Here is a 23,946-nt window from a genome sequence, read left to right on the forward strand (position 1 = left end):
GGAATTCAAGTCGCGCGTTGCTGGCTCTGTCGGATTTCGACAGACGCCGAGGTGAGCGCGTGAACTCGATATTTCGTGCGGCGGGCCTAGCGGCGGCCTTGCTGCTGGCCGGTTGCGGAACCCTGTCGCGTCCGCCCGAGGGCGTGGTGCGGGTCGCGCCCGGCGCGGTGATCCCCACGGCCGATCCCCGGATCGTGGCCAGCGACGCGGCGCCGGTGCGTCAGCTGGAACGCCAGATCATGGGCGAGCCCGGCCAGGGGCCGACCGCGATCCTGGCCCTGTCCGGCGGCGGGGCGAACGGCGCCTATGGCGCGGGGGTGCTCGTCGGCTGGACGCAGAGCGGCCATCGTCCCGACTTCCGCATCGTCACGGGCGTCAGCACCGGGGCCCTGGCCGCGCCCTTCGCCTTTCTGGGACCGTCCTGGGATCCGCAGCTGGCGGCCGCCTATTCCGACGGCGGGGCCAAGGACATCCTGGCCTGGCGGCAGCTGGCGACCTTCGCCTCGCCCAGCCTCTACAGCAGCTCGGCCTTGCGCAAGCTGGTCGACAAGGCGGTGACGCCCCAGATGCTGACCGCCATCGCCGCCGAGCACGCCAAGGGCCGGCGCCTGCTCGTGGCGACCACCAATCTCGACAGCGAGGAGACGGTGATCTGGGACATGGGCCTGATCGCCAGCCAGGGCGGGCCGCAGGGGCTTAAGCTGTTCAAGGACGTGCTGACGGCCTCGGCCAGCATCCCGGGCGTATTCCCGCCAGTGCTGATCGCGGGCCGGGCCAAGGACGGCCTCATCATCCAGGAGATGCACGTCGACGGCGGGGTCAACACGCCGTTCCTGGCCGTGCCCGAGAGCCTGGTCCTGTGGAGCCGACCGGCCGGCGCGGTCGGGGGCGGCTCGATCTATGTCCTGGTCAACGGCCAGCTGGCCCGGCGCGACGCGGTCACCGCCGGCAAGCTGACGGCCATCCTCAAGCGCAGCTACGACAGCGGCAGCAAGGCCTCGACCCGCGCGCACCTGGCGGCCAACGCCGCCTTCGCCCAGCGCAACGGCTTGGCCTTCCGCGTCGCCGCCGTGCCCGACGAGGCCCAGGCCAACAGTCTGGACTTCAGCGACGGCGCCATGCGCCGCCTGTTCGACCTGGGCCGCGAGCAAGGGCGCTCGGGCAAGGCCTGGGGCGACTGGAAGCCGGCCGAGGCCGAGAAGGCGGCGGCCACGGGGATCATCGTCATCGACGCGCCGCCCGCGCGGCGCTAGCGTCGGCCCTGGGAGCGGGCAAGGGGGAGAAAAGCATGAGGCGCCTGGGGTTCGCCGTCGCGGCCTTGCTGCTTGCGCTCCGCGCAGGCGCGGCCGACGCCGACGTGGTGTTCGCGCCCGCCGAGGGCTTCACCAACGTCGAGCCGCTGGGGCGACTGACCATGAGCCGCACCTACGGGCCAAGGCTGGGTAAGACCTGCGTGGCCGATGGCGCGGGCTCGACCGGGTGCAGGCTGATCGCGGCCGCCGCCGAATGGTCGCCGCCCGACCTGCCCATCACGCTCCAGCTGGAGCGTCGAGGCGGAGCTTTCGCGCTTTTGCTGTCGACCCGCCTGCAGGATCCGAAGGGGCGTGCGGTTTGCTGGAGCCGACGCGAGCTCTCCGAGGCGGAGACCTCCAGCGCGGCGCGCATGCTCAGCGCCGTGGAAGGTGGTATCGAGGCCTGGAGCCGGGAGTGCGCGCCGATCCGCGGGCTGGGCGTCGATGCGGTGCGACTGGCCTTCGCGGACGTCCGCCCCGATCTTGGTCGGGCCTATCCGGTTCTGCGCGGCGTCACCGGCCTACCGGCTACGCCGGCCGAAATGAGCATCGACTCGTTCCTGCCGTCCAAGGTCAGCCAGCCGCTGCTCGATGCGGTCGCGGCGGCATGCGGCGGTCCGCCCGGTCAGGCGAGACTGGAGGCTGACGGCAGGATCACCTGGGACTTCGACCGCACGGTCGCCTATGGCGCGGACGGCTCAAGGCCGTTCGGCGTCTGCGTGGACGACCAGATCCGCCATTATCCCGGCTACCAGCGCCGGAACTAGATCAGGCGCCGCGACGGCGCGTGCCGGGCGCAAACAGCAGGTCCGACCAGCGCCACGAGGAGTCGCCCAGGGCGAGGCGGGGCGCGCGGGGACCGTCGGCCAGGCTGACGACCACCAGGCCGCGCATCGGGTCGGCGCGGCAGGCGGCCGGGGCGAAGCCGACCTCCATGATGATCGCCTCGCGCACGCCGGCCAGGCCCCGGCCGACCTGGTTGGGGCTCTGGAGCCACTTGCCGTTCCAGATCAGCACCGCCTTGCCCGAGGCCGCGGCCTCGCCATGGGCGGCGGCCAGGGCCGAGCGGACGCGCGGGTTGCGGCGCAGGGCCGCCTGCAGCCGCCGGACCATGTCGCAACTGGCGCCGTCGCCCGAGCCGTTCCCCGAACCCGTCCCTACCGTGGTGGCGCCGGCGAGCTCGGCCTCGCCCAGTTCGGCGGCCATCATCGTGGTGTCGGCCGGCGTAGCGGGCAGGGGCTCGACGTCGGGCGGCCGCACGGCGGGCCGGGCGGTCTGCTTGGGCGGTTTGGGATCGGGCTTGGGCGGGGCGGGCGACGGCGGCCGGGCGGGCTTGGAGTCGGGCTTCGGCTCCGGCGCGGGCGGCTTGGGCTCCGGCGGCGGGGGAGGCGGTGGCGGCGGCTGGACAAGGTCGACCGCAATCGGTTCGGGCTCGGGCGGACGCGGTTCGGTCTGGGCCAGCATCACCGCCGCCAGGACGGCGACGTGGGCCCCGACGCTGAACAGGCCGGCCGCCAGCTTCGTCGCGCGCGAGGTCCGGCGGCGTTCCGGCGGGGCGAGCAGCGGTCGTGGCATCGGGCGTCCGTGACGGGCGCCGGGGCTGAGGCGCATCGTGCAGGTCATCACGTCAGCACGTCAGGATCGTGGCGAGCTTTGATCGAATGAATGGCTGCGCCGGCCTTGCCATCGACGATCCTCGCGGCGCAGGATTGCGGCCATGCGCAACGCCCATGACGATCCGCAGTCCCCCAGGCCCATCTCCATTGAGATCGGCCCCGACGGCGCCGTCCGGATGACGGTCGACGGAGAGCCCGCCGATCCGCGCCGGGTTCTGGCGGACATAGGGATCGATCCCGGCGAGCTCGATCGCGTCGACGAACCGCGCGACGACAAGTGAGGGGGCTCTAGCCGGCCAAAGAAAAAGGCCCTCCCGCGGGGGAGGGCCTTCGTCCTTACCGGAAGTCCGGACCGCTTAGGCGGCCATGGCCTTCTGAAGGTTCTCGTCGATCTTGTCGAGGAAGCCTTCGGTGGTCAGCCAGCCTTGCTTGTCGCCGACGAGCAGGGCCAGGTCCTTGGTCATGAAGCCGCTTTCGACGGTGTCGATGCAGACCTTTTCCAGGGTGGCGGCGAACTTGGCCAGCTCCTGGTTGTCGTCGAGCTTGGCGCGGTGGGCGAGGCCCCGGGTCCAGGCGAAGATCGAGGCGATCGAGTTGGTCGAGGTCGACTCGCCCTTCTGGTGCTGGCGGTAGTGACGGGTCACCGTGCCGTGGGCGGCTTCGGCTTCCACGGTCTTGCCGTCCGGGGTCATCAGCACCGAGGTCATCAGGCCCAGCGAGCCGAAGCCTTGGGCCACGATGTCCGACTGCACGTCGCCGTCGTAGTTCTTGCAGGCCCAGACGTAGCCGCCCGACCACTTCAGCGCCGAGGCGACCATGTCGTCGATCAGGCGGTGTTCGTAGTGGATGCCCAGCGCCTTGAACTGTTCGGCGTAGTGCTCGTCGTAGACTTCCTGGAACAGGTCCTTGAAGCGGCCGTCATAGGCCTTGAGGATCGTGTTCTTGGTCGACAGGTAGACCGGGTACTTGCGGTTCAGGCCGTAGGCGAACGAGGCGTGGGCGAACTCGCGGATCGAGTCGTCGAGGTTGTACATGGCCATGGCCACGCCGGCGCCCGGAGCCTTGTAGACTTCGTGCTCGATGACTTCGCCGTCTTCGCCGACGAACTTGATCGACAGGGTGCCCTTGCCCGGCATCTTGAAGTCGGTGGCGCGGTATTGGTCGCCGAAGGCGTGACGGCCGACGATGATCGGCTGGGTCCAGCCCGGCACCAGGCGCGGCACGTTCTGGCAGATGATCGGTTCGCGGAAGATCACGCCGCCCAGGATGTTGCGGATCGTGCCGTTCGGCGACTTCCACATCTTCTTGAGATTGAACTCGGTGACGCGGGCTTCGTCCGGCGTGATGGTGGCGCACTTCACGGCCACGCCGTGCTTCTTGGTGGCCTCGGCGGCGTCGATCGTCACCTGGTCGTTGGTGGCGTCGCGGTTCTCGACCGACAGGTCGTAGTAGTCCAGTTCCAGGTCCAGATACGGGAAGATCAGCTTATCCTTGATGAGCTTCCAGATGATCCGGGTCATTTCGTCGCCGTCCATGTCGACGACGGGATTGGCGACTTTGATCTTGGCCATTGCGGGGTCTTCCTCTCGCGGTGGCGCGCTCTGACGCTCGGCGCACAGGGCCGGAACGTGGCGCGGACGGCGAGCCCTATAGACTGTTGCGGCCGCTGGGGAAAGGCTGCGTGGTGCGCGTCCGACGGTCGAGCGCGGCATTCCACCGCAGGCGACATGGACGCCGCAGCGCCCTAATGGGTTGTGGCTGTGCCGGACGCCCCATGCGGGGGCTAGAGTGGGGAGCGGGTTGAACGGTCTGTGGCGTCATACGGACGTGATGTCGCCCCTGGCGCGCCGGCTGCTGGCTTTCGCCGCCCTGCTGTCGATTGCGGTGACCGGCCTGGTCACGGCCGTGACCTTCTATTTCGTGCAGAAGAGCGCCGCCGAGACCCAGATGCGGCACCTGGCCGAATATGTCGGCGAACGGGTCAAGACCGAGGACCGGCTGTTTTCGGACCTGGTCAAGGTGCACGACGCCGCCAGCCTGGCCCTGATGCGCCGCCTGCGCGCGATCGAGCCCGACATCGACGGCCAGTTCGACCTGCTGTTTCCCGAGTTCGGCGACGGCACCCGCCGCACCGCGCCGCGGCTCTACGACGGCGGGCGCACCGGCAATCACTACGTCTACGGCATCGGCGGCTTCGTGCCCCAGGCCAGGGAGCTGACCCGCGAGGACAAGGCCCTTCTGGTCGGGGCCATGGAGGTGGTGGCCAACGCCGGCGAGACCGAGATCGGCCACTACGACAACTTCTACTTCTTCACGCCGCGGACCCAGCTGGTGATGTTCGGTCCCAAGCGAAAGGACCGGCTGATCTACTATCGCAGCAAGGCGCCGCCGGGCTTCGACATCGCCAAGGAGGAGATGACCCAGCTTACCCTGCCGGCCAACAATCCGCAGCGGGTGATGAAGTGCACCAAGCTGCGCAAGGTGATCTCCAACCCCAGCGACCGCGGCCTCAACGCGGCCTGCGTGACGCCGTTCGACATCGGCGAGCGGCATATCGGGGCGTGGGGCACCAGCCTGTCGCTGGACTCCTTCCTGCTGCGGGCGGTGGGCGACGCCCTGCCGGGCGGCCAGAACATGATCGTCTCGGCCGATGGCGACCTGATCGCCGCCCAGGGCTTGGCCCGCGACGGGGCGGTGGACGCCGCCCAGCTGGCCAGGGTGCAGGCGAACGAGCGGGTGGCCGATCTCGTCGCCCAGATCCGCGCGCACGGCGCAGATGTCGGGGCCCTGCGCGATCGCAGCGGCGACCGGGTGGTGGCCTACGGCCGGATGAAGGAGCCTGACTGGTACTTCCTGATGACCTTCCGCTCGGACCAGATCGTCTGGAACGCCGTCAAGACGGCGTCCTGGGTGCTGCTGTTCGGCGTGGTCGGCGTGCTGGCCCAGTTGATCCTGCTCTATCGCCTGATGGCCCGCGAGGTGGTCGCGCCGCTGCAAGGACTGGCCGAGGCGCATCGCGACGACGACGGCGCCGCAGCCGCCCGCATCGAGGCGCGCGGCGACGAGATCGGCGGCCTGGCTCGCGCCCTGCGCAAGCAGAGGGAGGTGCACGAGGACCTGCTGCGTTCTCTGGAAGTCCGCGTCGCCGAGCGCACCCGCGAACTGGAGAAGGCCAATCAGGCCAAGTCTGTCTTCCTGGCCAATATGAGCCACGAGCTTCGCACGCCGCTGAACGGGGTGATCGCCGTCGGCGATCGCCTGGCCGAGGAGAGCGATCCGGCCCGCCGCCGCGAGCTGGCCGCGCTGGTGGCCTCGTCGGGCCGCCTGCTGGAGCAGGTTCTGGGCGACATCCTGGACGTCTCCAAGATCGAGGCCGGCGAGTTCCAGCTGACCTTCGCACCGTTCGACCTGGAAGGGCTGGTGGCGGGCATGGCCGAGCTGCACCGCGCCTCGGCCGAGGCCAAGGGCCTGGCCTTCTCGTGGTCGGTCGCGCCGGACGCCGTCGGCCGCTATGACGGCGACGCGGGCCGCATCAGTCAGATCCTGTCGAACCTCTTGGGCAATGCGGTGAAGTTCACCAGCGTCGGCGGCGTCGATCTTTCGGTCGAGAAGGTGGGCGAACTGGTCCGCTTCAGCATCAGCGACACCGGCGTTGGTTTCGACGACGCGGTTCGCGAGCGGCTGTTCAAGCGCTTCGTGCAGGCCGACCAGTCGATCACCCGCCAGTTCGGCGGCACGGGCCTTGGGCTTTCGATCTGCGCGGCCCTGGCCGAGATGATGGGCGGCTCCATCGACGCGCGCGCGGTGGTCGGGCGCGGGGCGACCTTCGTCGTCGAGCTGCCGTTGCAGCCTTCGACCGAGAGCCTCGACCACGATCACGAGGACGACGGGGGGCCGGTGTCGCTGGAGGGCATGAGGGTGCTGGTGGCCGAGGACCATCCGGGCAACCGCAAGGTCGTGGAGATCGTGCTGGAGCCGTTCGGCGTCGACCTGACCATGGTCGAGGACGGTGAGGCGGCGCTGCGGGCGCTGGAGGCCCAGCCGTTCGACGCGGTGCTGATGGACATGCAGATGCCGGTGATGGACGGCCTGACCGCGACCCGGGAGCTGCGCGCCCGCGAGGCTGTGGCCGACGCCGATCCGATCCTGGTGATCATGCTGACCGCCAACGCCATGGATGAGCACATCGCCGCCGCCCATGCCGCCGGCGCGGACCTGCACGTGGCCAAGCCGCTCAATCCGGGCCTGCTGGTCCAGGCCCTGGCCTCGGCGCGGCGTCGCGCCGCCGCCCACGGGGTCGCTTCCAGGCTTGAAGGCTGAGGCGTTAGCGACTATCTCCCCGCCATAACCGAGCGAGGCCACGTCCTCCCCCGTCTCCACATGAGATGGGCTTAAGTCCGGGACGGCCCGGCGTTCTTGCAAGGGAACGCCGTCATGGCTTGGATATTCCTCATCATCGCTGGCCTTCTGGAAGTGGTCTGGGCCTTCTTCATGAAGGCCTCGGAGGGCTTCTCGAAGCCCTGGCCGAGCATCGCCACCATCGTCTTCATGTTCGCCAGCTTCGGACTGCTGTCGCTTTCGATGAAGTCGCTGCCGCTGGGCACGGCCTACACCATCTGGACCGGCATCGGCGCGGTCGGCGCCTTCGTCGTCGGCGTCGCGGTGCTGGGAGAGCAACTGAGCATCACCCGCGTGATCGCCGCTGTGCTGATCGTCAGCGGCCTCGTCCTGATGAAGCTGTCGTCCTCGCACTGAGGACGGACGCTATCGTCCCGCCTTTTCCGCCGCCTGCAGGATCGTGCGCATGACGTCCAGCATCACGGCGTCGCGGTCGGCTTCCTCCATCGGCGAGGCCTTCAGGAAGATGGCCAGGGCGAAACGGCGGCCGTCCTTCAGGCGGACCATCGCCAGCACGTTGTCGGCCGCCGTCAGCCCCAGGTCCCACGGCGTCGCCGAGGTGATCGCCGCCAGCCGCGCGCCGGCGGGCAGGGCCGGGCGCAGGCGGTCGCCGGCGGCGGCCTCCATCATCCGCAGCATCCGGCGACGGCCGTCCTGGTCGGTCAGTTCGCCCTGGTTCAGGGCTTCGAGGAAACGCACGGCGGCCAGGGGCGTGGTGCTGTCGCGCGGATCGACGAGATAGTCCTGCCAGGCCTTGCGGCGGGTCGCCTCGGGCGTGGCCAGCACCGTCTTGCGCCAGGCCTGGCCGCGCCACTCGGCCCGGAACGAGGCCGCGCCGGTCTGCTCGGGCAGCAACTGGCGGGCGTAGCGGTCGATCCGCAGGTTCTCGACCTTCTTCAGGTCCAGCCAGGCGGTGACCGCGCCAGGACCGCCGATCCGCTTCATCAGCACGTCGGCGGCGGTGTTGTCGCCGCCGGCCACGGCGCGTTTCAGAAGCTCCTCCACCGTCCAGCGTCGCCGGCCCGGCCAGGCGTCGGCGACCTCGCTGGGCGGCGGCGACAGGTCGACGTCCTCCACCGTCAGGGTTTCGCGCAGAGACAGGGCTTTCGCCTCAACCTCGGCCAGCACGGCCGCGCCCAGGGCCGCCGTCCACATTCCGGCCAGGGGGAACAGGTGCTCGCCCGCCACTGTGGCGCGCTGGGCGGTGGTCAGGTCCTGCACGGCCACGCCCAGGTCGCTGGGGCGGGCGCGCTCGGCGATGGCGGTCAGCTTGAGGCTCATCGCCTCGTGGTCGAAGGTCGGGTCCTCCTGGCCGGCCAAGGGCGGCTCGCGGCAGGCCGACAGCGCCGCCGGCAGGGCGGGCATGGCGAGGGCGGCGAGCAGGGCGCGGCGATGCATCGGGTTCGAAAGCCTCCAAGCGTGAGCGGAGGCTAAACGCGCAAGATGACGGTTCGGACTTGCGTGAAAGTGTGGCTCGACGGCAAAGGGACGCCCATGACCGCCGACACGACCTCCCCCAGCCCCTCGGGCGAAATCGTCCGCACGCCTCCCTGCGTGATCCTCAACGCTCCGCAACTGGCCGAGAACATCGGCTCGGTGGCGCGGGTCATGGCCAATTTCGGTCTCTACGAACTACGGCTGGTCAATCCGCGCGACGGCTGGCCGCAGGAGCGGGCCTGGGCCAGCGCATCGGGCGCCAGCTGGCCGCTGGACGACGCCAAGGTGTTCGGCTCGCTCGCCGAGGCGATCGCCGACCTGCATCTGGTCTACGCCACCACGGCCCGCCCGCGAGAGACGCGCCTGCCTGTCTACACCCCGCGCGAATCCGCCGGCCACCTGGCCGAGGAAGTCGAGCAGGGCCGCAAGGTCGGCCTGCTGTTCGGCGGCGAGCGCGCCGGCCTGGAGACCGACGATATCGCCCTGTGCCAGGCCATCGTCTCGATCCCGATCGACGAGCGCTTCCGGTCGCTGAACCTGGCCCAGGCCGTGTCGATCAACGCCTACGAATGGAAGATGACCGTCGACGACCGGCCCTGGAAGAAGTTCGAGCTGAACGTCGAGGGGCCCGCCGACCAGGCGGCCATGATGGGCCTCTACGAGCATCTGGAGGGCGAGCTCGACAAGGCCGGCTTCTACCATCCGCCGGAAAAGCGGCCCTCGATGGTGCGCAACCTGCGCGTCCCGCTGGCCCGCGCCCGCCTGACAGACCAGGAGGTCCGTACCTTCCGCGGGGTGATCACCGCCCTGTCGAAGGGGCGCGGCCGGGTGCTGGCCAAGCTGGCGAAGAAGGCGGCGGACAAGGGCGAGGACTGAGGCGCGGCCTCAGCTTTCGAAAAGCCGTAGCCCGGTTTCGTCGCAGTAACCGGTTTCCCACCTTACGCCGCTTTAATTTCCGCCCTGGCGCAAACGCCGCTATCCAGCCAAAATCTGCAATCATGGTCCAGGTTGTGGGATAGCGGCGGTCGAGCGCCGGGACTTAGGGTAGGGGGCATGGCGATGGCGCTTGGTGGCGTGCTTCTGCAGGGTTTCGCCGCGGCTGTGGCGGTTGGGACGGCGGCGCCGTCCGAAGCCAAGCCGGCCGAGATCAAGGCTCCGGAGGTCAAGCCCTCGGATGCGAAAGCCCCGGACGCCAAGCCCTCTCTCATTCCGGTCGTCGAGGCCGAGGACGCCGTCGTCGAGGGCGTGACGGTGCAGTCGGCGCCGCGCGGCAAGACCGACAGCCCCGTCGAGCCGGAGATCTCGCTCGACGAGGAGGCCATCAAGGCCTATGGCGCGGGCAGCATCGCCGAACTGATGACCATGCTGGAGCCCCTGACCGTGTCCTCGCGCGGGCGCGGCGGCGAGGGTCCGGTGACCCTGGTCAACGGCCAACGCATCTCGGGCTTTCAGGAGATCGCCGGCCTGCCGCCCGAGGCGGTCCAGCGGATGGACATCCTGCGCGAGGAGGCCGCCCTGGCCTATGGCTACCGCGCCGACCAGCGGGTCGTGAACCTGGTGCTGAAGAAGGACTTCCGGTCGCTGAACCTGGAGGACGAGTTCCGCTTCGCCACCGAGGGCGGGCGCACCTTCAACGAGCAGAAGGGCAATCTCTTCAAGGTCGACGCCGACGCCCGCTGGACAGTCAATGTCCGCTACCGCCGCGAGACGCCGCTTTACGAGTCCGAGCGCGACATCGTGCGCGCCAGCAGCACGCCCTACGACATCCAGGGCAATATCGGCCTGGCGACCGGGCCCGAGCTCGATCCGGACCTGTCGGCCCTGGCGGGCTCTGTGGTGTCGGTGGTGTCCGTTCCGACCTCGGCCGCGAGCGGCGCGCCCAGCCTTGCCGATTTCGTGGCCGGCGCCGGGCGGGCGGCGACCGACGACCTGACCGCCGCGCGCACCCTGCTGGCGCGCGGCGAGGAGGGGGCGATCCAGGGCTCCTATACCCGCAACCTGATGCTCGGCGCGCTGGGCTACGTAACGACCACGTTCAGCGGCAATGTCGAGAGCACCAGCCGGGTCAGCTTCAACGGCCTGACCGGCGTGAGCCTGGCCTTGAAGGCCGACAGCCCCTATTCGCCGTTCTCGCGGGACGTCGCCCTCTATCGCTATCTCGACGTGCCCGACGCCCTGCGCCGCAAGACCGACACCGACAAGTTCGAGGCCGGCATGACGGCGCTCGGCATGATGGCCGGCTGGCGCTGGTCCTTCGCCGGCAACTTCGACCTGACCGACAGCGCCACGCGCACCGGGCGGGGCCTGGACGCCACGGCCTATCGCGCGGCGGTGGCGGCCAGCGACCCGGGCGTCAATCCGTTCGCCCCGATCCCGCGCGACCTGCTGCGCTACGCCGCTCAGGACACCGCCGACTCCATCACCACCAACGCCAGGGCCGAGCTGACGATGAACGGCACGGTGGCGCAACTGCCGGCCGGGCGCCTGCGCGCCACGCTGAAGGGCGGCGTCGACAGCCGCAAGATCGAGGCCGAGAGCGTGCGCTCGGGCGCCTTCACGCGCCGCACCCTGGTCCGTGACCGGGGCACGCTTTCGGCCAGCGCCGACGCCCCCATCGCCGAGCGCGACGGGGTGCTGGGCTTCCTGGGCGGGGTCTCGGTGAACGGCAACGTGCTGTACGAGCAGTTCTCCGACATCGGCGGCCTGATGACGGCGGGCGGCGGCCTTTCGTGGTCGCCGGTCAAGCGGATGAACCTGTCGCTGAACTACAGCACCGAAGAGGGAGAGCCCTCGCCCCAGCAGGTCAACGACCCGGTGCTGCTGACGCCCAACGTGGCGATGTACGACTTCGCCACCAACCAGACGGTCAACGTCACCCGCATCGAGGGCGGCAACCCGAACCTCAGCGCCGACAGCCGCCAGGTGGTCAAGCTGGGCTTCAACTATCGACCGTTCGAGAAGCGCGAGCTGTCGCTGTGGGGCAACTACACGGCCATCCGCGTCGAGGACCAGGTCGCCAGCTTCCCGGCCGTTTCGCCAGAACTGGAGGCGGCCTTCCCCAGCCGCTTCGTCCGTGACGTCACGGGCCGCCTGACTTCGGTCGACACCCGGCCGGTGAATTTCGCCCATGCCGACCGCCAGGAGCTGCGCTGGGGGCTGAACTACAACCTGCGCTGGGGCGGTCCGCCGGCGGCGCCGGGGAGCAGGCCGGGCGGGGGCGCGCAAGCCAGCGGCCCCGGCTTCATGATGCGCTCGGGCGGTCAGCCGGGGCAGGGCTTTCTGAACGTCTCGGTGAACCATCTGTGGCGGCTGCAGGACGAGGTGGTGATCCGAGACGGGATGACGCCGCTCGACCTGCTGGACGGCTCGTCGCTGGGCCGCCGGGGCGGCACGCCGCGCCACGAGGTCAACCTGCAGGCCAACCTGGCCAAGGACGGCCTGGGCTGCGGCCTGCGCAGCGCCTGGCGCTCAGCCACCTGGGTCGACGGCGGCCCGCGCGGCGATGACCTGTTCTTCTCCGACATCCCGACCATCAGCCTGTCGGGCTTCGCCGACCTCGGGCAGCGCAAGGACCTGGTGCAGCGCTACGACTGGCTGAAAGGCTCGCGCGTGACGCTGGCCGTCGACAACCTGTTCGACGAGAAGCAGCAGGTCCGCGACGACCAGGGGCGCACGCCGCAGGCCTATCAGGAGGACTATATGGACGCCATGGGGCGGACGGTCCGCTTGAGCCTGAGGAAGCTGCTTTAAGATCCTCCCCCTCTGGGGGAGGTGGCCCGAAGGGCCGGAGGGGGGACGTTTTCAGCCTCCGCTAACCCGGCCGATTTCGCAGTTGCTCCCCTCTCCGTCGGCTTCGCCGACACGTCTCCCACAGGAGAGGATCTCTCGCTCACCCCAGTTCCCGCTCCAGATGCTCCACCAGCAACCGCACCTTGGCCGGCAGCAGGCGCAGGTGCGGATAGACGGCCCAGACGCCCTCGTCGGCCGGATTGGCGTCCTCCAGCAGCGGAACCAGCCGTCCGTCGGCGATCGCCGGGTCGACGTAGAAGTTGGGCAGCTGGCAGATGCCCAGCCCCTGCAGGGTCGCGTCCAGCACCGCCTGGCCGCTGTTGCAGCGAAAACGGCCCTGGGGCTTGAAGGCGATCTCGCGCTCGCCCTCCCTGAACGGCCAGGTGTCGGCCGCGCCCAGCACGCCGGCATGGGTTTCGAGATCAGCGATCGTCCGGGGCGCACCGGTCCGCGCCAGATAGGCCGGCGCGGCGCACAGGCGGCGCGTGCGCGAGGCCAGGCGCTTGGCGATCAGGCGGCTGTCGGTCAGGCGGCCGAAACGGATGGCGAGATCGAAGCCCTCGCTGACGATGTCGCGCACCGTATCGTCCAGCTCGATGTGCAGCGACAGCTTGGGGTGGGCCAGGGCGAAGCTGTTGACCGCCGGCACGACGTAGCGCTCGCCATAGGCCGACGAGCAGGTCATGCGCAGCAGGCCCTTGACCTCGCCGTCCTCCTCGCCGACCGCGGCCAGGGCCTCGTCGCGGTCGTGGATCAGTTCGCGGCAGCGGGCCAGGAAGGCGCGGCCGGCGTCGGTCAGGCTGACCCGACGGGTGGTGCGATAGAGCAGGCGGGTCTGCAGCCGCTCCTCCAGCCGCGCCACCTCGCGGCTGACGCCCGAGGTCGAAAGGCCAAGACGCCGCGCGGCTTGCGAGAAGCTCTCGGCCTCGGCCGTGGCCACGAACTCGTCGATCCCGTCCCAGCGGCTCATGGCGCGGTGGTGCGCTAATTGTCCCATCATGGCAACAATGTTTTGCCTTGTGGGGGATTATCGTTGGCTGCGCATCGGCGTACCACAGTGGCCAAGAACCCATCGGAGCCTGCCATGAAGACCCGCGCCGCCGTCGCTTTCGAAGCCAAGAAGCCGCTGGAGATCGTCGAGGTCGACCTGGAAGGCCCCAAGGCCGGCGAGGTCCTGATCGAGATCAAGGCCACCGGCGTCTGCCACACCGACGCCTACACCCTGGACGGCCTGGACAGCGAAGGCCTGTTCCCGTCGATCCTGGGCCACGAAGGCGCGGGCGTGGTGGTCGAGGTCGGAGCCGGCGTCACCAGCCTGGCGGTCGGCGACCACGTGATCCCGCTCTACACGCCCGAATGCCGCCAGTGCAAAAGCTGCCTTTCGGGCAAGACCAACCTCTGCACGGCCATCCGCGCCACGCAAGGCAAGGGGCTCATGCCCGATGGCACCAGCCGCTTCTCCTACAAGGGCCAGACCATCCACCACTACATGGGCTGCTCGACCTTCTCGAACTACACCGTGCTGCCCGAGATCGCCGTGGCCCGCATCCGCAAGGACGCCCCGTTCAAGACCGCTTGCTACTGCGGCTGCGGCGTGACGACGGGCGTCGGCGCGGTGACCAACACCGCCAAGGTCGAGCCGGGCGCCAACGCCATCGTCTTCGGCCTGGGCGGCATCGGCCTCAACGTGATCCAGGGTCTGAAGCTGGTGGGCGCCAACATGATCGTCGGCGTCGACATCAACCCGGACCGCGAAGAGTGGGGCCTCAAGTTCGGCATGACCCATTTCGTCAATCCGAAGGACGTGTCGGGCGATCTGGTCGCCCACCTGGTGGCCCTGACCGACGGCGGCGCCGACTACACCTTCGACGCCACTGGCAACACCGGCGTCATGCGCACGGCGCTGGAAGCCTGCCACCGCGGCTGGGGCGAAAGCATCATCATCGGCGTGGCCGAGGCCGGCAAGGAAATCGCCACCCGTCCGTTCCAGCTGGTCACCGGCCGGGTCTGGAAGGGCACAGCCTTCGGCGGTGCCCGCGGCCGCACCGACACGCCCAAGATCGTCGACTGGTACATGGACGGGAAGATCCAGATCGACCCGATGATCACCCACGTCCTGCCGCTGGAGCGCATCAACGAGGCCTTCGACCTGATGCACAACGGCGAGAGCATCCGCACCGTGGTGACGTTCTGAATCTTCAACTCTACCCCTCCCCCTCGATGGGGGAGGGGCAGGGGTGGGGGTGAAGCCCCCGCTTCAGGATATGGCGCGGTCGCGGTTTGCGTCCGTCGCCGCTGTTCAACCCCCATCCCCGACCCTTCCCCCATCAAGGAGGAAGGGGGAGACGCGCGCCATGACCGTCGAAACCCTCGCCACCCACCGCACCCAGGGCGGCACGCTGCGCTACTGCCGGCACGACAGCGCCAGCACCGGCACGCCGATGAAATTCAGCATATGGGTTCCGGACGGGGAGGGGCCTTTCCCCTATCTCGTCTGGCTGTCAGGCCTGACCTGCACCGAAGACAACTTCACCACCAAGGCCGGAGCCTACGCCTGGGCAGCCAGGCATGGCGTGGCCATCGTCGCCCCTGACACCTCGCCGCGCGGCGAGGGCGTCGCCGACGATGCGGCCTACGACCTGGGCCAGGGCGCGGGCTTCTATGTCAACGCCACGGAAGAGCCGTGGATCCCGCACTTCAACATGTATTCCTATGTCACCAAGGACCTGCTGGAGGCCGTCGACGGCGCTTTCCCGCTGGATCCGGCCCGGCGCGGAATCTTCGGCCACTCGATGGGCGGCCACGGCGCCCTGACCATCGCCCTGCGTAATCCGCAGCTGTTCAAGTCGGTCAGCGCCTTCTCGCCGATCGTTTCGCCGCTGAACTGCCCGTGGGGCGACAAGGCCCTGACGGCCTATCTGGGTGCTGACCGCGCCGCGTGGCGCGCCCACGACGCCTGCGTCCTGATCGAGGACGGCTTCGGCGAGAGCTTCGACGAGATCCTGGTCGACCAGGGCCTGGCCGACAGCTTCCTGGAAAGCCAGCTGAAGCCGCAGCTGCTGGAAGAGGCCGGGGCCGAAGCCCGGCTGAAGGTCACCGTCCGACGCCAGGAAGGCTACGACCACAGCTACTTCTTCATCGCCAGCTTCATCGGCGACCATATCGACTGGCACGCCGCAAGGTTGTAAGCTTCGCCGTATGGAAGAGTTTGGCCTGGCCTGATCCAAGCGCCGGTTGGCGATCGCCGTGCTGAACCTTGAAGGCGAGACCCAGTCCTACAGGCTGGGCCTCTTTCTGGCCTGCACCGCCTACACCCTGGTTCCGTCGCTTCTGTTCGTGCCAGCCTACGGGCTGTGCTCGACGCCGCCTAGACCTGGCTAGAACTGACCTGTGAAGTCGAACAGCTGGCCGTTGATCCAGCCCTTGCGGAAGGCTAGGGCGCCCTTGCGGTTCATCACCACGCCGCGGGCCTTGGCCGTGCTGAGCGAGGCGCGCAGGTAGCTGAGCACGAACAGCTCCAGGTCGGCCGGGGCGACCTTGTCGCGCCACAGGCCGGCGTTCTTGATGCAGTCGACGCGGCCCCACCAGGCGGCCGGGGCGGCCAGCAGCCAGTCGCAGACCACGTCGTCGGCCCGGCCCGGGGTCGAGGTCTTGATGAACTGCACGACGTCGTCGTGGTCGAGGCCCTTGAGGCTGCCGTTCTGGGTGACCAGGTCGAAGAACCAGATCAGCTCCTGCAGGCTGCGCGCTGGGCGGCCGGCCGCCTGGGCCCAGGTCGCGGCCAGGGCGTCTGCCTTGCCGGCCACCGTCCGGATGCGCGTGAGCTGCTGGGCCTTCACCTCGGGCGAGCCCATCAGGTTGGCCAACTCCTTCCTGGGAACGGCCTTGAGCTGGGCGTTGGTCTGCCACTGGCGCACGATCGCCAGGCCCTGGGCGACGCCGGCGTTGCAGGCCTGCCATAGCTGGGCCCCGATCGTCGGCGCCGCGCGCAGGATCACCGGCTTGCCCGCCGCCAGCAGCAGGGGCTGCAGCGAGGCCGAGCCAATGTTCCACTGCAGCACGCCGCAGGAGATCCCCATGCCGTCGAAGTCGCCCGTGACGCCGCTCCAGGGATCGCCTGCGTTCTCGAAGCGGCCGGTCACGGCCACGGCCTTGTTGATCTCGTCGTCTGTGACGGCCATGGCGCTCCCCCTTTTGGCGATATCTGAAAAATACACCCATTGAGGGAATTCGTCACCTGGGCGCGTTGGGCGTGTCGCGCGCGCTGGTTGTGAACTTTCGGTAATTCATCCCGGGTTCAGCGGCGGTCCGCTCCCCTGGCCCAAGGTCAAGTTCGGCCGCTGAGGGGATTTTCAAAGATGCAGAAGAAACTGGCCGTCCTGGCCCTGGTCGTCGCCGCGGGCCTGTCGACCTCGGCCTGCGTGATCATCGACGCCGACGACGGCGGCAAGCGCGACGTCTCGGTGAAGATCAACGACGGTAACGACACGCTGGAGCCCCTGTATGGCGTGGCGCTCGAGAAGGGCGAACTGGTGGCGCGGGTGTCGTCCAACGGCTGCACCAAGGCCGAGGACTTCAAGGTCACCGCCGACCGCCGGGACAGCGGCGTCGCCGTCACCCTGATACGCGAGCGTCCCGACCTCTGCCGCGCCCTCGTGCCGGAAGGCAAGGAGCTACGCTTCGACCTCGACGCCATGGGCGTGCAGCGCACCGACAAGGTGCGCGTGCGCAATCCGCTGCAGCGGACCTAGAAGCAGCACGAGCCTGGCGGGCGCGTCTTGGCGACGCGCCCGCGCCGGTTGTAAGGTGGCCGCATGACGACGTCGGCGACGCACCAACCGCCCTTGGGAAAGCAGCCACCGTCCTTGGGGATGAGGTGTCTTCGCCTTCTTGAGGCGATCGTTTGGCCGGCTCTGGCCGTCGCGCTTTTCAACTGGACCAGCCTGGCCGCGCCGCTCTGCCTGTTCGTCATCGGCGTCGCGATCGCAGCGCCTATCGGCAGGCCTTGGATCGACGAGGTTCCGCGCGGGGTCACGGCGGGGGCCAGTTGCGCCTTGTTCGTGGGCCTGGCGTCCGATGGCCTCACAGCCGGCGAGAGCTGGAACCGGATCCTCGTGGTCTTCGCGCTTTGCCTGGCCGTGGGCAAGGCCGGCGGGTTCAGTTTCCGGGCGCGTCCCCGTTGGGCCTGGATCGCCGTGGCCTTCGCCGCGACGCTGACCCTGTTCGCGCTGGACCATCAGCGGGCGGCGGCTGAAGCCGCCTCGAAGATACCCCAGGTGGCCGATATCCTGGCCGCAGCCGTCGCGGACGGAGCCGCCAGGCAGGCGATCTATACCGAGATGCTCGCCAACCTACGCCAGCCTGACCGGCTTTGGTGGGTGTGGCCGGTTCTGCTCGCCGGGCTTCTGCCCGTCGGTCGCTTCGTCGCCTGGCGCGGCCTGGCCTTCATCCGTCGTCGCGACGTCGGTCGGTCTCGCAAGGCCTGGTTCCGCCATCCGGCCAACCTGTCGTCGGACTGAAGGGGGAGAGCGCATGGCTAGCCGGTCCGCCGCGAAGTTCGACGCCAGGCCGCTGTCGACGCCCAATCTCGCGCCGATGATCGGCGTGCTGCTGGCGGTGTTCACGGTGGTCGCGACCGGCTCGGTCGGGCTCGATAACGCGTTGAAGCTCGAGATCCCGGGCTGCCATCTCAGGTCGCCTGACGCACCCCTGCCCAAAACGATCCAACTTACCTTCCATCGCGACGGGCGGGCCTATGTGGGCGGCAACCGGGCGGCCGGTGTCGGCGAGGCCGTGGCCGTAGCGGTCCGCGAAGCACGGACGCACGGGTTCGACGGCGTCGTGCTCCGGGCCGATCCCGACGTCCGGTACGAAGTGGTCGCCATGGCGGTGCGACGCCTGGACGACGCCGGGATCAAGGTCAGCCTGCTCAGCGAAGACATCTACTGATGGCGCGATTGGCGGGGCGGTTCGACGACAAGCCGATGGCGGTGATCAACTTGACGCCGATGGTCGGCGTGTTGCTGGCGCTGTTCGCCGGGGGCGTCGGCCTGGCCGGCGCAGCCGGGGCCGCCACGACGACGGTGCGGTTGCCGCCCGTCGCCTACATCTATTGCGGCCCCGCGCGACACGCGACCGTTCTGGCCGTCGGGGAGGACGGAAGCTTCCGCTTCGACGGGCGGGCGATCGAGCCGAAAGCGCTGGACGGGGCGCTGGCGAAGCTCGCCGCCGCCGATCGCCGGCTGGCCATATGGGCGCGCCCCGATACCGGTTATGGCGTCATCCAACCCCTGATCACGGCCGCGGGCCGGGCGGGCGTCGGCATTGACCTGATTTCCACGGACGCCTACCCCGAGCCGCCCAACCGCACCGTGCGTTGACTCTCCGGCCCTCCTCCGCCATAAACCGCGCCTTCACGCCGCCGGCTCGCCGCGCGGCGCGATAGCTTCATGACGGATTGACCCGAAGCCGCCGTTGAGATCGTCCTCCTTCCGGAGGTCCGGCTCGGATCGACATAAAGAGTGACCTATGTCCAAGCGCCATAGCGCCAAGTACAAGATCGACCGCCGTATGGGCGAAAACCTCTGGGGCCGGCCCAAGTCGCCGGTCAACCAGCGGTCCTACGGCCCCGGCCAGCACGGCCAACGCCGCAAGCAGAAGGTTTCGGACTTCGGCCTGCAGCTGCGCGCCAAGCAAAAGCTGAAGGGCTACTACGGCAACCTGACCGAGAAGCAGTTCGCTCGCACCTACGAGGAAGCCGCCCGCCGCAAGGGCAACACCTCGGAGAACCTGATCGCCCTGCTCGAGTCGCGCCTGGACGCCATCGTCTATCGCGCCAAGTTCGTGCCGACCGTGTTCGCCGCCCGCCAGTTCGTGAACCACGGCCACGTGACCGTGAACGGCAAGCGCGTGAACATCCCGTCGTACCGCTGCAAGGCCGGCGACGTGATCGCGGTCCGCGAAAAGTCGCGCAACATGGCTCTCGTCCTCGAAGCCGTCGCTTCGAACGAGCGTGACTTCGCCGAGTACGTCTCGGTCGACGCCAAGGGCCTGTCGGCCACCTTCGTCCGCGCTCCGGAACTCTCGGAAGTTCCGTACCCGGTGAAGATGGAACCGAACCTCGTCGTCGAATTCTACGCCTCGTAAGACGCGTCGAACTCGCAAGAGACACGGAAAAGGCCCCGGAGCGATCCGGGGCCTTTTTTTATCCCTCTCCCCGAAGGGGGAGGTGGCCCGGAGGGCCGGAGGGGGAAGGGATCGCGGGCGGCCTGCCCGTCCCGAGCGCCCCTGCGACTTCCCTCTCCGTCGGCTTCGCCGACACCTCTCCCTCCAGGGAGAGGGTCTTGGGGGCTTGAAACCCCAAAACCCCGTCCTATCTCCAGTGAGCGGGCCGGGCCCCTCTGGCGCAGCGTCTTCATCTCCCCCCTCTGGAGACGCGCGTGATGTCGGACCGCATCGGGTGTTCTCGATGTCTGGGTCCGGGTGTCCCTCCCCCTCGTGCCGGATCCGACATCGGGAACCCCGTCTCCATTCTTGGACCAGGGACCCGAACGACCCATGCCTCTTCTGATGTGCCCCAACTGTGACGGCTCCATGCAGGCCGTGCAGCGCGCCGGCGTCGAATTCGACATGTGCCCCAAGTGCCGGGGCGTATGGCTTGATCGCGGCGAGCTGGAAAAGCTGATGGCGATGGAGCGCGAGGACGCGCAGGCCTCGGCCGCGCCGCCGTCAGGGCCCTCGCCCTTCGGCCGCCCCCAGCCGACCTATGAGCAGAGGCCCGAGCCGCGTCGCTATGACGACAACTGGCGTGAGAGCCACAAACGTCACGACGACCGCAAGCATTACGACCGCGACGACGACTACCGCCGTCACGGCCATCACAAGAAGAAGCGCTTCGATCTGTTCGACATTTTCGACTGATCCCGCGCGCAAGAGGACCATGAACCACTTCAAGACCTTCGCCCTGCTGGCCGGCCTGACGGCCCTGTTCGTCGGGGCTGGCTACATGATCGGCGGTCCGACCGGCATGCTGGTCGCCTTCGTGCTGGCCGCCGGCATGAACGTCTTTTCGTACTGGAACGCCGACAAGATCGTGCTGCGAGCCTATGGCGCCGTCGAGGTCGACGAGAGCCATCCCGAGCCGCTGGTGCGAAGCTACGCCCGTGACGTGGCCGACCTGGCGCAGCGCGCCGGCCTGCCGATGCCGCGGGTCTGCATCATCGACAGCGACCAGCCCAACGCCTTCGCCACCGGCCGCAATCCCGAAAACGCCGCCGTGGCGGCCACCACGGGCCTGCTGGCCATGCTCGATCGCGACGAGATCCGTGGCGTCATGGCCCACGAATTGGCCCACGTGAAGAACCGCGACACCCTGACGATGACCGTGACGGCGACCATCGCCGGCGCGATCTCGGCCCTGGCCAACTTCGCCTTCTTCTTCAGCGGCTCGCGCGAGGACGACGAACGCCCCGGCGGGATCATCGGGGCCATCGCACTGGCCATCCTGGCCCCGATCGCCGCCATGCTGGTGCAGATGGCCATCAGCCGCTCGCGGGAGTACGAGGCCGACCGGGTGGGCGCGCAGATCGCCGGCGACAACCAGGGCCTGGCCCGCGCGCTGGAGAAGATCGACGCCTATGCCCGGGGCGGGGTGGTGAACCACGAGGCCGAGCGTAATCCGGCCACCGCCCATATGTTCATCATCAACCCGCTGGCCGGTCGCGGGGCCGACAACCTGTTCTCGACCCACCCGGCCACTCACAACCGGATCGAGGCGCTGATGAAGCTGGCGATCGGGCAAGGCGCGCGGACGAGGTTGAGCACCGCCGTCCCGACCAGCGGCCCCAGCCGCCAGCCGGGACCCTGGAGCTAGAAATGAAGAAGGCGGCGGGGACATCCCCGCCGCCTTCTGATTTTCACCCCCAGCTCGTCATACCGGGTCCAGCTGTTGACCATGGTCAGCTGGGTGTCGAGGCCCGGGAGGGTGAAGAACATCGGGGCCAGCAGGCCAGGGCTCCAGCCGCTTCTTCAGCGGGAGGCAGACTGCGCCGCGTCGCCGCGCCCAGGATGAAGCCGCAGAACGCCAGCAGCGAACATTGTTCTGGACAACGTTGTCAGAATTGCATGCCACCGCTCACTGTGGAGGCTGGGCCAAAGTCTGCGTATGGGAGGCCCGACGATGATCCGGAACCTGGCGGCGGCCATCGCGGCCCTGGCCCTGACGGCGGGCGCGGCCCCCTATGAGGTGGCGCCGGGACTTTTCCGGGCGGACGAGGCGGACCTGGGCCTGAAGGCCGCGCAGGGAACCCAGACCTTCACCGTCTTTGCGCCGACGGAAGCCTCCGACAAGTTCAGCAACGGCGTGGTGCTGGTCGGCTTCAAGGGCCGCCTCTATGCCCAGTGGCAGAGCTCGGCCCGCGACGAGGATTCGGCCGACACCTGGGTCGCCTACGCCGCCAGCGACGATGGCCGAACCTGGAGCGCGCCCAAGGTGCTGGCGCCGGCCGGGCGGGGCGGGTTGATGCGCTCCAGCGGCGGCTGGTGGACCGATGGCCAGACCCTGGTCGCCTACGCCAATGTCTGGCCGGATGGCTTTCAATCGGGAGCAGGAGGCTACGCCGAGTACCGGACCAGCCGTGACGGCGTCGTCTGGAGCGAGGCCAGGCGCGTCACCGGCGCCGACGGCCGCCCGGTCGAGGGGGTGATCGAGCAGGACCCGCACCTGATCGACGGCCGGGTGATGACCGCCTTCCACCTGCGGCCGGGCATGATCGCCAAGCCGTTCTTCACCGACGATCCGCTGGGCGTCTCGGGCTGGACGCAGGGGCGGATGGAGAACCTGCCGCGCGACGCTTCGGGCGCGACCGCCGCCCACGAGCGGCGCCTGAGCCGCGAGATCGAGCCCAGTCTGTTTCGCCGCGCCGACGGCTGCGCGGTGATGGTGTTCCGCGACGAGGAGCTGAGCTTCCGGCAACTGGCCTCGGAAAGCTGCGATCGCGGCGTCTCGTGGACGACGCCGGTCCTGACCGCCATGCCCGACGCCCGCGCCAAGCAGAGCGCCGGCAACCTGCCGGGCGGGACGGCCTATCTGGTCAATGCGCCAAACAGCGACCGGCCGCGCCTGCCGCTGGCGGTAACCCTGTCGCCGGATGGCAAGACCTTCAGCCAGAGCTTCCGCCTGCGCGGCCAGGGCGACCTGCAGCCGCTGCGCTTCGAGGGCAAGTACAAGCGGCCGGGCTATCACTATCCCAAGAGCGTGGTCTGGGACGGCGCCCTGTGGGTCGGCTACGCCGCAAACAAGGAAGACGTGCAGATTACCCGCGTACCGTTGCTGGTGCTGGAGGCCCGCTGACTTCGGACGCTAAGGCAGCTTCACCGCAGTGGGTGGCGGAAACTGATCCAGCTCCCAGGTCGATGAGGTGAACTGGCCGCGCATGTAGGGGGACGGCTGGGTCCACTGGGGCTCGTAGCCATCGCTGAGGCGCTCGATCCGGGTCCGGATGGGTGGCAAGGGGGGCTCATACACCCAGCCGACGCGCGCCCCGCAGGCCCGCAGGTCGGAGCCGCTGTCGGCGCGGCAGCGGAAGCCGTCGGCGGTAGCCTGGCACTCGTCGACCCTCACGGCCGGCTTGAAGCAGGTTCCCCTGCGCTTGGCCTTGGCCTGGGCCTTTTCGGTGGCCAGGCGCATGGCCTCTTCGCGGGTCGGCGCCTTGGCCCAGTGCCAGCTCGACGCGACCGCGCCGCCTGCAGCCAGCGACAGGGCCAGTCCGATCGCGATGACGTGCGCCTTCATTGCGCTTCCTCCCGTCCGTGCCACAGGATTTCGACACTCGCGCGGACGCGCGTCAACAACCTTTGCGAATATTGCCCTTCTCGACTCTACCGCCCGGCTACTCCACCAGCGGGGCGCGCGAGGGATCCTGGCGGACGATTTCGCGGATGCCGACCAGGGTCATGAACGAGCGCACCCGGCGGTCGTCGTTCAGCACCTCGTTGGTGAAGGCCTCGTAGGCCTCCATGGTCGGCACGGTGACGGTCAGCAGGAAGTCGGTGCTGCCGGTCACGTGCCAGGCGCTGAGCACCTCCTTGCGGGCCGCGACGCCGGCGGCGAAGGCGTTGAACAGGGCGCTGCCCTCGCGCTCCATCTCGACCAGCACATGCATGGTCAGGCCCGCGTTCAGCCGCGCCGGATCGACGATGGCGACGTCGGCTACGATTACGCCCTCCTTGCGCAGCCGCCGCAGCCGGCGCAGCACCGCGCTTTCCGACAGCCCCACCTTCTCGGCCAGGCTGCGGGCCGGTTCGAGGTTGTTCTGGCGGACCAGTTCCAGAAGCTTGTGGTCGAAGTTGTCGAGGGTGACGGATTTCGTCATCTGAGTCGCCGAAAATGACTGTTTTGGGCGGTATACGCCGAA

General features: G+C 69.0%; 25 protein-coding genes. 18 read left to right on the forward strand and 7 right to left on the reverse strand.

The annotated features are described in order from the left end of the window. Positions 1-59 precede the first annotated feature (59 nt). Both DDF67_RS11215 and DDF67_RS11220 read left to right on the forward strand, forming a co-directional pair. The gene (locus DDF67_RS11215; protein WP_109100977.1) at positions 60-1,253 is read left to right on the forward strand and encodes a patatin-like phospholipase family protein; all 1,194 of its coding nucleotides are present in this window, start codon (positions 60-62) and stop codon (positions 1,251-1,253) included. A 35-nt stretch (positions 1,254-1,288) separates the two neighbouring features. After that, positions 1,289-2,059 carry a hypothetical protein gene (locus tag DDF67_RS11220; RefSeq protein ID WP_109100978.1) on the forward strand — a complete coding sequence of 257 codons (771 nt, stop codon included), beginning with the start codon at positions 1,289-1,291 and terminating at the stop codon, positions 2,057-2,059. Position 2,060: 1 nt separating this feature from the next. Here the strand turns inward: DDF67_RS11220 and DDF67_RS11225 are convergent, their stop codons facing one another. Continuing rightward, positions 2,061-2,867 (reverse strand): hypothetical protein, encoded by an 807-nt coding sequence (locus DDF67_RS11225; protein ID WP_109100979.1) that lies wholly within the window; start codon positions 2,865-2,867, stop codon positions 2,061-2,063. A 142-nt stretch (positions 2,868-3,009) separates the two neighbouring features. Between DDF67_RS11225 and DDF67_RS11230 the strand changes: the two genes are divergently transcribed. Then, positions 3,010-3,189, forward strand: a complete 180-nt coding sequence (locus DDF67_RS11230; protein WP_109100980.1) for a hypothetical protein — start codon at positions 3,010-3,012, stop codon at positions 3,187-3,189. Between the two features lie 75 nt (positions 3,190-3,264). Here DDF67_RS11230 and DDF67_RS11235 read toward each other — a convergent pair whose 3' ends face one another. After that, positions 3,265-4,479, reverse strand: a complete 1,215-nt coding sequence (locus tag DDF67_RS11235) for an NADP-dependent isocitrate dehydrogenase (RefSeq protein WP_109100981.1) — start codon at positions 4,477-4,479, stop codon at positions 3,265-3,267. 259 nt (positions 4,480-4,738) lie between these two features. On the opposite strand from DDF67_RS11235, the gene DDF67_RS11240 reads away from it, so the two are divergent. Beyond that, positions 4,739-7,228: an ATP-binding protein gene (locus tag DDF67_RS11240; RefSeq protein WP_109100982.1), complete on the forward strand. Its 2,490-nt coding sequence runs from the start codon at positions 4,739-4,741 to the stop codon at positions 7,226-7,228. A 114-nt stretch (positions 7,229-7,342) separates the two neighbouring features. Next, positions 7,343-7,663, forward strand: coding sequence for a DMT family transporter (locus DDF67_RS11245; protein WP_109100983.1), 321 nt, complete (start codon positions 7,343-7,345; stop codon positions 7,661-7,663). A gap of 9 nt (positions 7,664-7,672) precedes the next feature. Here the strand turns inward: DDF67_RS11245 and DDF67_RS11250 are convergent, their stop codons facing one another. Beyond that, on the reverse strand, positions 7,673-8,704 hold the full coding sequence (locus DDF67_RS11250) for a serine hydrolase (RefSeq protein WP_233247621.1): 1,032 nt from the start codon (positions 8,702-8,704) through the stop codon (positions 7,673-7,675). Between the two features lie 96 nt (positions 8,705-8,800). Between DDF67_RS11250 and DDF67_RS11255 the strand changes: the two genes are divergently transcribed. Beyond that, positions 8,801-9,619, forward strand: a complete 819-nt coding sequence (locus DDF67_RS11255; protein ID WP_199229209.1) for an RNA methyltransferase — start codon at positions 8,801-8,803, stop codon at positions 9,617-9,619. 177 nt (positions 9,620-9,796) lie between these two features. Continuing rightward, positions 9,797-12,493, forward strand: coding sequence for a porin family protein (locus DDF67_RS11260; RefSeq protein ID WP_109100984.1), 2,697 nt, complete (start codon positions 9,797-9,799; stop codon positions 12,491-12,493). A gap of 139 nt (positions 12,494-12,632) precedes the next feature. Here DDF67_RS11260 and DDF67_RS11265 read toward each other — a convergent pair whose 3' ends face one another. Next, positions 12,633-13,502, reverse strand: coding sequence for a LysR family transcriptional regulator (locus DDF67_RS11265; RefSeq protein WP_109100985.1), 870 nt, complete (start codon positions 13,500-13,502; stop codon positions 12,633-12,635). 114 nt (positions 13,503-13,616) lie between these two features. On the opposite strand from DDF67_RS11265, the gene DDF67_RS11270 reads away from it, so the two are divergent. The 3 genes from DDF67_RS11270 to DDF67_RS26250 all read left to right on the forward strand — a co-directional run bounded on the left by DDF67_RS11270 (position 13,617) and on the right by DDF67_RS26250 (position 15,913). Continuing rightward, positions 13,617-14,726 (forward strand): S-(hydroxymethyl)glutathione dehydrogenase/class III alcohol dehydrogenase, encoded by a 1,110-nt coding sequence (locus DDF67_RS11270; protein WP_109100986.1) that lies wholly within the window; start codon positions 13,617-13,619, stop codon positions 14,724-14,726. Positions 14,727-14,886: 160 nt separating this feature from the next. Continuing rightward, positions 14,887-15,720: an S-formylglutathione hydrolase gene (fghA, locus tag DDF67_RS11275; protein WP_109100987.1), complete on the forward strand. Its 834-nt coding sequence runs from the start codon at positions 14,887-14,889 to the stop codon at positions 15,718-15,720. A gap of 58 nt (positions 15,721-15,778) precedes the next feature. Further along, a complete protein-coding gene (locus DDF67_RS26250) occupies positions 15,779-15,913 on the forward strand; it encodes a hypothetical protein (protein WP_269845445.1) in 135 nt (44 codons plus the stop codon). On the opposite strand, the gene DDF67_RS11280 is transcribed toward DDF67_RS26250, so the two are convergent. Beyond that, entirely contained in the window at positions 15,910-16,713 is an 804-nt protein-coding gene (locus DDF67_RS11280; RefSeq protein ID WP_109100988.1) for a peptidoglycan-binding domain 1 protein, read from the reverse strand. The genes DDF67_RS26250 and DDF67_RS11280 overlap by 4 nt on opposite strands. A gap of 177 nt (positions 16,714-16,890) precedes the next feature. Here DDF67_RS11280 and DDF67_RS11285 point away from each other — a divergent pair, with 177 nt between their 5' ends. The 8 genes from DDF67_RS11285 to DDF67_RS11320 all read left to right on the forward strand — a co-directional run bounded on the left by DDF67_RS11285 (position 16,891) and on the right by DDF67_RS11320 (position 22,883). Further along, positions 16,891-17,283, forward strand: coding sequence for a hypothetical protein (locus DDF67_RS11285; protein ID WP_109100989.1), 393 nt, complete (start codon positions 16,891-16,893; stop codon positions 17,281-17,283). A 120-nt stretch (positions 17,284-17,403) separates the two neighbouring features. Continuing rightward, positions 17,404-18,051, forward strand: a complete 648-nt coding sequence (locus DDF67_RS11290) for a hypothetical protein (protein ID WP_109100990.1) — start codon at positions 17,404-17,406, stop codon at positions 18,049-18,051. A gap of 13 nt (positions 18,052-18,064) precedes the next feature. After that, positions 18,065-18,481, forward strand: coding sequence for an ExbD/TolR family protein (locus DDF67_RS11295; protein WP_109100991.1), 417 nt, complete (start codon positions 18,065-18,067; stop codon positions 18,479-18,481). Beyond that, on the forward strand, positions 18,481-18,912 hold the full coding sequence (locus DDF67_RS11300) for an ExbD/TolR family protein (protein WP_109100992.1): 432 nt from the start codon (positions 18,481-18,483) through the stop codon (positions 18,910-18,912). Before DDF67_RS11295 ends, DDF67_RS11300 begins: the two co-directional genes overlap by 1 nt. Positions 18,913-19,060: 148 nt before the next feature. Continuing rightward, positions 19,061-19,678: a 30S ribosomal protein S4 gene (gene rpsD, locus DDF67_RS11305; RefSeq protein WP_101718815.1), complete on the forward strand. Its 618-nt coding sequence runs from the start codon at positions 19,061-19,063 to the stop codon at positions 19,676-19,678. Between the two features lie 411 nt (positions 19,679-20,089). Further along, positions 20,090-20,452: a TFIIB-type zinc ribbon-containing protein gene (locus DDF67_RS11310; RefSeq protein WP_109100993.1), complete on the forward strand. Its 363-nt coding sequence runs from the start codon at positions 20,090-20,092 to the stop codon at positions 20,450-20,452. A gap of 19 nt (positions 20,453-20,471) precedes the next feature. Further along, the gene (htpX, locus tag DDF67_RS11315) at positions 20,472-21,404 is read left to right on the forward strand and encodes a zinc metalloprotease HtpX (RefSeq protein WP_109100994.1); all 933 of its coding nucleotides are present in this window, start codon (positions 20,472-20,474) and stop codon (positions 21,402-21,404) included. Between the two features lie 306 nt (positions 21,405-21,710). Beyond that, positions 21,711-22,883: a sialidase family protein gene (locus DDF67_RS11320; RefSeq protein ID WP_109100995.1), complete on the forward strand. Its 1,173-nt coding sequence runs from the start codon at positions 21,711-21,713 to the stop codon at positions 22,881-22,883. 9 nt (positions 22,884-22,892) lie between these two features. On the opposite strand, the gene DDF67_RS11325 is transcribed toward DDF67_RS11320, so the two are convergent. Together DDF67_RS11325 and DDF67_RS11330 are read right to left on the reverse strand one after the other, a co-directional pair. After that, the gene (locus DDF67_RS11325) at positions 22,893-23,324 is read right to left on the reverse strand and encodes a hypothetical protein (RefSeq protein WP_109100996.1); all 432 of its coding nucleotides are present in this window, start codon (positions 23,322-23,324) and stop codon (positions 22,893-22,895) included. Positions 23,325-23,421: 97 nt separating this feature from the next. Further along, the gene (locus DDF67_RS11330; protein ID WP_109100997.1) at positions 23,422-23,904 is read right to left on the reverse strand and encodes an Lrp/AsnC family transcriptional regulator; all 483 of its coding nucleotides are present in this window, start codon (positions 23,902-23,904) and stop codon (positions 23,422-23,424) included. Positions 23,905-23,946 lie beyond the last annotated feature (42 nt).

Origin of the sequence: Caulobacter endophyticus, assembly GCF_003116815.1 — a bacterium.
In the GTDB taxonomy this organism is placed as follows: domain Bacteria; phylum Pseudomonadota; class Alphaproteobacteria; order Caulobacterales; family Caulobacteraceae; genus Caulobacter; species Caulobacter endophyticus.